6 protein-coding genes are annotated in these 6,154 nt (G+C 67.9%); 4 read left to right on the top strand and 2 right to left on the bottom strand.

Going from position 1 to position 6,154, the window contains the following annotated elements:
- The first annotated feature begins 28 nt into the window (after positions 1-28).
- The 3 genes from JHL17_RS03620 (at position 29) to JHL17_RS03630 (ending at position 3,114) form a co-directional block, all read left to right on the top strand.
- Positions 29-2,293: an NADP-dependent malic enzyme gene (locus tag JHL17_RS03620; RefSeq protein ID WP_200190686.1), complete on the top strand. Its 2,265-nt coding sequence runs from the start codon at positions 29-31 to the stop codon at positions 2,291-2,293.
- Positions 2,294-2,396: 103 nt separating this feature from the next.
- Positions 2,397-2,645 (top strand): type II toxin-antitoxin system Phd/YefM family antitoxin, encoded by a 249-nt coding sequence (locus tag JHL17_RS03625; RefSeq protein ID WP_200190687.1) that lies wholly within the window; start codon positions 2,397-2,399, stop codon positions 2,643-2,645.
- A 244-nt stretch (positions 2,646-2,889) separates the two neighbouring features.
- Positions 2,890-3,114: a PIN domain-containing protein gene (locus tag JHL17_RS03630; RefSeq protein WP_200190688.1), complete on the top strand. Its 225-nt coding sequence runs from the start codon at positions 2,890-2,892 to the stop codon at positions 3,112-3,114.
- Between the two features lie 18 nt (positions 3,115-3,132).
- Here JHL17_RS03630 and JHL17_RS03635 read toward each other — a convergent pair whose 3' ends face one another.
- Positions 3,133-3,699, bottom strand: coding sequence for a GNAT family N-acetyltransferase (locus JHL17_RS03635; RefSeq protein WP_200190689.1), 567 nt, complete (start codon positions 3,697-3,699; stop codon positions 3,133-3,135).
- Positions 3,700-3,710: 11 nt separating this feature from the next.
- On the bottom strand, positions 3,711-4,316 hold the full coding sequence (locus JHL17_RS03640; RefSeq protein ID WP_200190690.1) for a helix-turn-helix domain-containing protein: 606 nt from the start codon (positions 4,314-4,316) through the stop codon (positions 3,711-3,713).
- 159 nt (positions 4,317-4,475) lie between these two features.
- Between JHL17_RS03640 and JHL17_RS03645 the strand changes: the two genes are divergently transcribed.
- Positions 4,476-6,101: an ATP-binding protein gene (locus tag JHL17_RS03645; protein WP_200190691.1), complete on the top strand. Its 1,626-nt coding sequence runs from the start codon at positions 4,476-4,478 to the stop codon at positions 6,099-6,101.
- Positions 6,102-6,154: the final 53 nt, after the last annotated feature.

Consider the following 6,154-nt stretch of genomic DNA (forward strand, 5'->3'; position numbering starts at 1 on the left):
CAGCACTCCGTTGAGGAACACGACATCCATGTCCGACACCAAGCGCGTCACCGACGAAGAGGCCCTGCTGCTGCATTCCAGCGGCCGGCCCGGCAAGCTGGAAATCACCCCGACCAAGCCGCTGACCACCCAGCGCGATCTGGCGCTGGCCTATTCCCCCGGCGTCGCCGCGCCCTGCCTGCGCATCGCCGAGGATCCGTCGCTCGCCTATGAATACACGGCCAAGGGCAACATCGTCGCCATCATCTCCAACGGCACGGCGGTGCTGGGTCTGGGCGACCTGGGCGCGCTCGCCGGCAAGCCGGTGATGGAAGGCAAGGCTGTGCTGTTCAAGCGCTTCGCCGATGTCGACGGCATCGACCTCGAGGTCGACACCAGGAACGTCGACGAGTTCGTCAACTGCGTGCGCTTCCTCGGCCCCAGCTTCGGCGGCATCAACCTGGAAGACATCAAGGCGCCCGACTGCTTCATCATCGAAGAGCGTCTGCGCGAGCTGCTGGACATCCCGGTCTTCCACGACGACCAGCACGGCACCGCGATCATCGCCGCCGCCGGCCTGATCAACGCCTGCGACATCACCGGCCGCAAGATCGAGGACGTGAAGATGGTGGTGAACGGCGCGGGTGCCGCGGGCATCGCCTGCGCCGAGCTGTTCTGCACGATGGGTGTTTCACGTGAAAACATCATCCTGTGCGACACCAAGGGCGTGGTCTATCGCGGCCGCACCAACGGTATGAACCAATGGAAGTCGTCCTTCGCCGTCGACACCGACAAGCGCACGCTGGAAGAGGCGGTGGCCGGGTCCGACGTGTTCGTCGGCCTGTCGGCCAAAGGGGCGATGACGCCGGAGATGGTCAAGTCGATGGCGGCCAAGCCGATCATCTTCGCGCTGGCCAACCCCGACCCGGAGATCACCCCGGAAGAGGTCAAGGCGGTGCGCGCCGACGCCATCGTGGCGACCGGGCGGTCGGACTATCCCAATCAGGTCAACAACGTCCTGGGCTTCCCCTACCTGTTCCGCGGCGCGTTGGACGTCCGTGCCACCACCATCAACGAGGCGATGAAGATCGCCGCGGCAAAGGCGCTGGCGGCGCTGGCGCGCGAGGATGTGCCGGACGAGGTCGATGCCGCCTATTCCGGGCGCCGGCTGCGCTATGGCCCGGACTACATCATCCCGGTGCCCTTCGACCCGCGCCTGATCGTCACCGTCCCGGCGGCCGTGGCCCAGGCCGCCATGGAAAGCGGGGTGGCGCGCAAGCCGATCCTCGACCTGACCAGCTACAAGCATGCCTTGCGCACCCGCCTGGATCCGACGGCCGACAGCCTGGAGCTGATCCTGGAGAAGGTGCGGACCAATCCGCGCCGCGTCGTCTTCGCCGAGGGCGAGGAGGAGCGGACGATCCGCGCCGCCATGGCCTTCCGCGCCCACGGCTACGGCACGCCGGTGTTGATCGGCCGCGAGGAGGTCATCAAGGAGCAGCTGGCGGCGATGGGCCAGGCCCATGTCCAGTTCGAGATCCACAACGCCCGCCTGTCGGACGCCAACCGCCGCTATGCCGACCACCTCTACCGCCGCCTGCAGCGCAAGGGCGCGCTGCTGCGCGACTGCCAGCGGATGGTCAACCAGGACCGCAACGTCTTCGCCGCCTGCATGGTGGCGCAGGGCGACGCCAACGCCATGGTGACCGGCCTGACCCGCAGCTTCGGCGTCGCCTATGAGGAAATCCGCCGCGTCATCGACCCCAAGGCCAGCGAGCCGGTGTTCGGCCTGCACCTGTTCATCACCCGCAGCCGTACCGTCTTCATCGCCGACACCACCGTCCATGTCCGTCCCGACGGCAAGACGCTGGCCGACATCGCCATCGGCGCCGCGGCCAAGGCCCGGCAGATGGGGCACGAGCCGCGGATCGCGATGCTGTCCTTCTCCAACTTCGGCCAGACGCCGCATCCGAACACCGATCCGCTGCGCGAGGCCCTGTCGATCCTCGACAGCCGCCGGGTCGATTTCGAGTATGACGGCGAGATGTCGGCCGACGTGGCGCTGGACTACCAGCTGATGAAGCGGGTCTACCCGTTCTCGCGGCTGTCCGGTCCGGCCAACGTGCTGATCATGCCCGGCCTGCATTCGGCCAACATCTCGGCCAAGCTGCTGAACAAGATGGCCGGCGGCCAGATGATCGGCCCGCTGCTGATCGGCTTGGACAAGCCGGCGCAGATCGTCACCATGGGCGCCACGGTCAACGACATCGTCACCGCCGCGGCGCTGGCGGCGCATGATTCGATGCCGTGGTAAGGTAAGAGGTTCCCCCTTCCGTTCCGGCGGAGGGGGGAACATGGCCTTTCCGGGCTGGGCGTCCTATAATCCGTACAGGACATCACGTGAACGAGGGCTGCCCATGCCGGACGGTCTTGTCAGCGCGGCGGAGGCGAACCGGGACTTCCCGAAAATGCTGCGCGAAGTCGAAGATGGTGCACGCATCACCATCACCAAGGATGGCAAGCCGATCGCCATTCTGGCGCCGGTCGACGCATCCATGACCGCAGATCGCAGCCGCGCTCATCAACGGATGATGGAATTGCTTCGTGAAGGGCTGCCGCTCGATTTCCAGGGCGGTGTCGACCGTGACGAGGTGCATTCCCGATGATATTGGCCCGATGATATTGGCCCGATGATGTTGGCCGGCATTGACACCAACATTCTTCTCTACGCCGTCGACAGTGCCGGCGATCCAGCAAAGCATCATATAGCGATTGATCTTCTGGATCGGCTGGGTGCCGGCGGGCGTGGGATGATGCCGCTTCAGACTCTGATCGGTCACGGTCAGGAAGTACCGCGCACCTCCAGAACAAGCCTCGCTGTACGTCGATGCGTGGAGCGGGGTTTTCCCCGTGCGTGAGGCTATCTTCGCCGATGTCATCGATGCCATGCGTGTGCACCGTGACCATGGCATTCAGTTCTGGGACGGCATGATCTGGTCGGTGGCAAAGCGCGCCGGCAGCCGTGTTCTGTTCAGCGAGGATTTGCAGGACGGCCGGGAGCTGGAAGGGGTCCGTTTCCTGAACCCGTTCGCTCCGGTCAATGCTTCGGCTGTCGAAGAATTCCTCATGCCCTGACAGGATCCAAGCTGTTCCTCATCCCAGCGCCTTATAGAAGAAAGCCGTGTCGCAGAACCCGCCTTCCGGCCACAGGGCGAAATTCGGGATGACGCCGACCTTCACCCAGCCGGCGCGCGTGTAGAGGCGTTCGGCGTCGGGCGAGGCGGTGTCCAGCACCAGCAGGGTCTTGCCGGCGGCGCGGGCGGCTTCCTCGGCCGCCTGCATCAGGGCGGCGCCGATGCCGCGGCGGCGGCCGCGGCGGTGGACCAGCATCTTGGACAGGTCGGCGCGGTGCGGCTGGTTCGGCGGCTGGCCGACCACCAGCTGGACGGTGCCCAGCACGCCCTCGCGGTCCTCTGCTACCAGCAGGATGCGCTCGCCCCGCTCCACCCCGGCCACCACGCTCCGCCAGAAGCCCTCGGCGGTGGCGCGGTCGAGCGGTGCCATGAAGCTGACCGACGCACCGCCCGCCACGCAGTCCAGCAGCACGTCGGTTAGTCCCGGCACGGCGGCGTGGGCTTGCGTACCCGACAGCACGCGGACCGTCACGGCTGCTCCACCGTCTCCGGCATGTCGGCGGGAGTCCGGGCAGGCACTGTCCATGGCAGGCTCCGTCAGCGTTTAGCGGCGTTTAAGGCAGGCTGCCCGCCGGTGGTCAGCGCCACGATGTAGCGGGCGGTGCGGTCGGTCGGGTTGTGGAAGCTTGTCGGCCGGTCGAGCCGCATGGCGAGGCAGTCGCCGGTGGACAGGCGGTGCGTCACCTCCCCCACCGTCAGCTCGATGGTGCCGTCCAGCAGATGGATCTGCTGGTCGACCACGGCCGCGCGATGGCTGCTGTCATAGGAGACGCGAGTGCCCGGCGGCAATTCCACCTCCACCAGCTCGATGGGCGACGGGAAGCCCGGTGGCGACAGGTTGCGGCGGCGGTAACCGGTGGCGGGGTCGGTCCAGGCGATCTGGTCGGCGCGGCGGGCCACCGGGTCGGCATCTTCCCGCTCGGCTTCCGCGAACAGGGTTGCCAGCGTTACGCCCAGCCCGGCGGCGAGCCGCTCGAGCACGGAGGCCGTCGGGCTGCTCTGCCCCCGCTCCACCAACGAGATCATCGAGCGGCTGACCCCCGCCCGCTCGGCCAAGCCGTCCAGGGTCAGGCCGCGGTCCGCCCGCAGGCTGCGCAGCCTGACGGCAAGCCGGCTGTCGATGTCGTTTGCAGTGTCTTCCATGAAGGTAGAATAGATATCCAATATAATAGAGTCAACGGATCGCCGCACAGTTCCAGCCATGAATCTTTTATGACCGTCGCGCAGGGGTCGCGGCGATGGTGTAGAAGGGCTGATCGCCACACCGCCTGCCCTGCCACCCCCAAGTCTGGTGCCGACCCCATGCGCCCGAAGGCGTCGCCGCCCACCCCGATGCTGATCGCCATCCTGCTGATGCTGGCGCCTCCTGCCGGCGTACTGGCCTGGATGGTCTATGCCGGGGCGCTGCATGGCGGGCTGGCGCTGATCGCGGCGGCGGCGGCGCTGGCCGGCGCGGTCCTGGTTCTGCGCACCTATCGCCGCGATGGCGACGCGATGACCGATTACGCCGCCCGGTTGGCCGAGACCGACGAGCCGCTGGCCCCGGCCGGCACGCCGCCTGCCTTGAAGGCGCTGGCCGCCACCATCGGTCGGCTGCACCGGGTCGGCCTGCGCCGGGCCGAAAGCGTGCGGATGCAGCTCGACGCCGACGAGGCGGTGATCGACGCCCTGCCCGCTCCGCTGCTGCTGATGGATGCCGACCGGCAGGTGGTGCGCGCCAACCAGACCGCAAGGGAGCTGTTCGGCGACAAGATGGTGGGCCGCGACCTCGCCTCGTCCCTGCGCACGCCTGCGGTGCTGGAGGCGGTGGATTCGGTGCTGCGCGGCGGTGCGTCCCGCATCATCGAGTTCACCCTGCCGGTCCCGGTGGAGCGCAGCTTCGAAGCGCAGGTGAAGCCCTTCCAGCGGCTGGTGCAGGAACCCGATCCCTCGCTGCTGGACGGCGAGATCGAGGAGGACCCGGCGCCGCGCCCGCCCACCGTCGCCCGCATGGCGATCCTGACCCTGCACGACGTCACCGCCGCCCGCCGGTCGGAACAGATGCGCGCCGACTTCATCGCCAACGCCAGCCATGAACTGCGCACGCCGCTGTCCTCGCTGCTCGGCTTCATCGAGACGCTGCGCGGCCCCGCCCGCGACGATCCGGAGGCGCAGGACCGCTTCCTGGCGATCATGCACGACCAGGCCAGCCGCATGACCCGTCTGGTCAACGACCTGCTGTCGCTCTCCCGAATCGAGCTGGACGAGCATATGCCGCCCAGCGGCCGCGTCGATGTGGCGGAGGAGCTGGAGAACGTCATCGCCGCGTTGCAGCTGAAGGCGGCGGAACGCCGCATCCGCCTGCGGCTGGAGGCGCCGGAGGATCTGCCGCCCGTCGTCGGTGACGAGGACCAGCTGACCCAGGTCTTCCAGAACCTCGTCAGCAACGCGATCAAATACACGCGCGAGGACACCGACGTGACCGTCACCGTGGCGCTGGCCGATGGGGCGGCGGTTGGCTTCACCGGCCTGCCGGCGGCATCCGGTGGGGCGCCGAAGGACAAGCATGGCGGGCGTGGCGGGCGTGGCGGCACCGCCATGGTGTCGGTTTCGGTGCGCGACCGCGGCGACGGCATCGCCCGCACCCACCTGCCCCGCCTGACCGAACGCTTCTACCGCGTCGATGCCGCGCGCTCCCGCGCCATGGGCGGCACCGGGCTGGGGCTGGCCATCGTCAAGCACATCCTGAACCGCCACCGCGGCCGCCTGACCATCGAAAGCGAAGTCGGGGTGGGCAGCGCCTTCACGGTTTATCTGCCGGCGGTTGGAGAAGCGATTTCCCCCTCTCCCCCCCGGGGAGAGGGTCGGGGTGAGGGGGAGACGTTGCGTATCGTTCCCAAGGCTCCCGCCGCGCGTCCCCCTCACCCTAACCCTCTCCCCGGGGGCTAACGTATCAACATATCTCTGTGGACGTGCGGCAGGTTGCCTCGGGGTGAGGAAAA

The sequence above is a fragment of the Azospirillum endophyticum genome, from assembly GCF_016595245.1.
Classification (GTDB): domain Bacteria; phylum Pseudomonadota; class Alphaproteobacteria; order Azospirillales; family Azospirillaceae; genus Azospirillum; species Azospirillum endophyticum.

Bases quoted from the DNA above. Each gene is read 5' to 3' on its own strand.
- JHL17_RS03620 (WP_200190686.1), top strand. From the start codon at position 29: ATGTCCGACACCAAGCGCGTCACCGACGAAGAGGCCCTGCTGCTGCAT.
- JHL17_RS03625 (WP_200190687.1), top strand. From the start codon at position 2,397: ATGCCGGACGGTCTTGTCAGCGCGGCGGAGGCGAACCGGGACTTCCCG.
- JHL17_RS03635 (WP_200190689.1), bottom strand. From the start codon at position 3,699: ATGGACAGTGCCTGCCCGGACTCCCGCCGACATGCCGGAGACGGTGGA.
- JHL17_RS03640 (WP_200190690.1), bottom strand. From the start codon at position 4,316: ATGGAAGACACTGCAAACGACATCGACAGCCGGCTTGCCGTCAGGCTG.
- JHL17_RS03645 (WP_200190691.1), top strand. From the start codon at position 4,476: ATGCGCCCGAAGGCGTCGCCGCCCACCCCGATGCTGATCGCCATCCTG.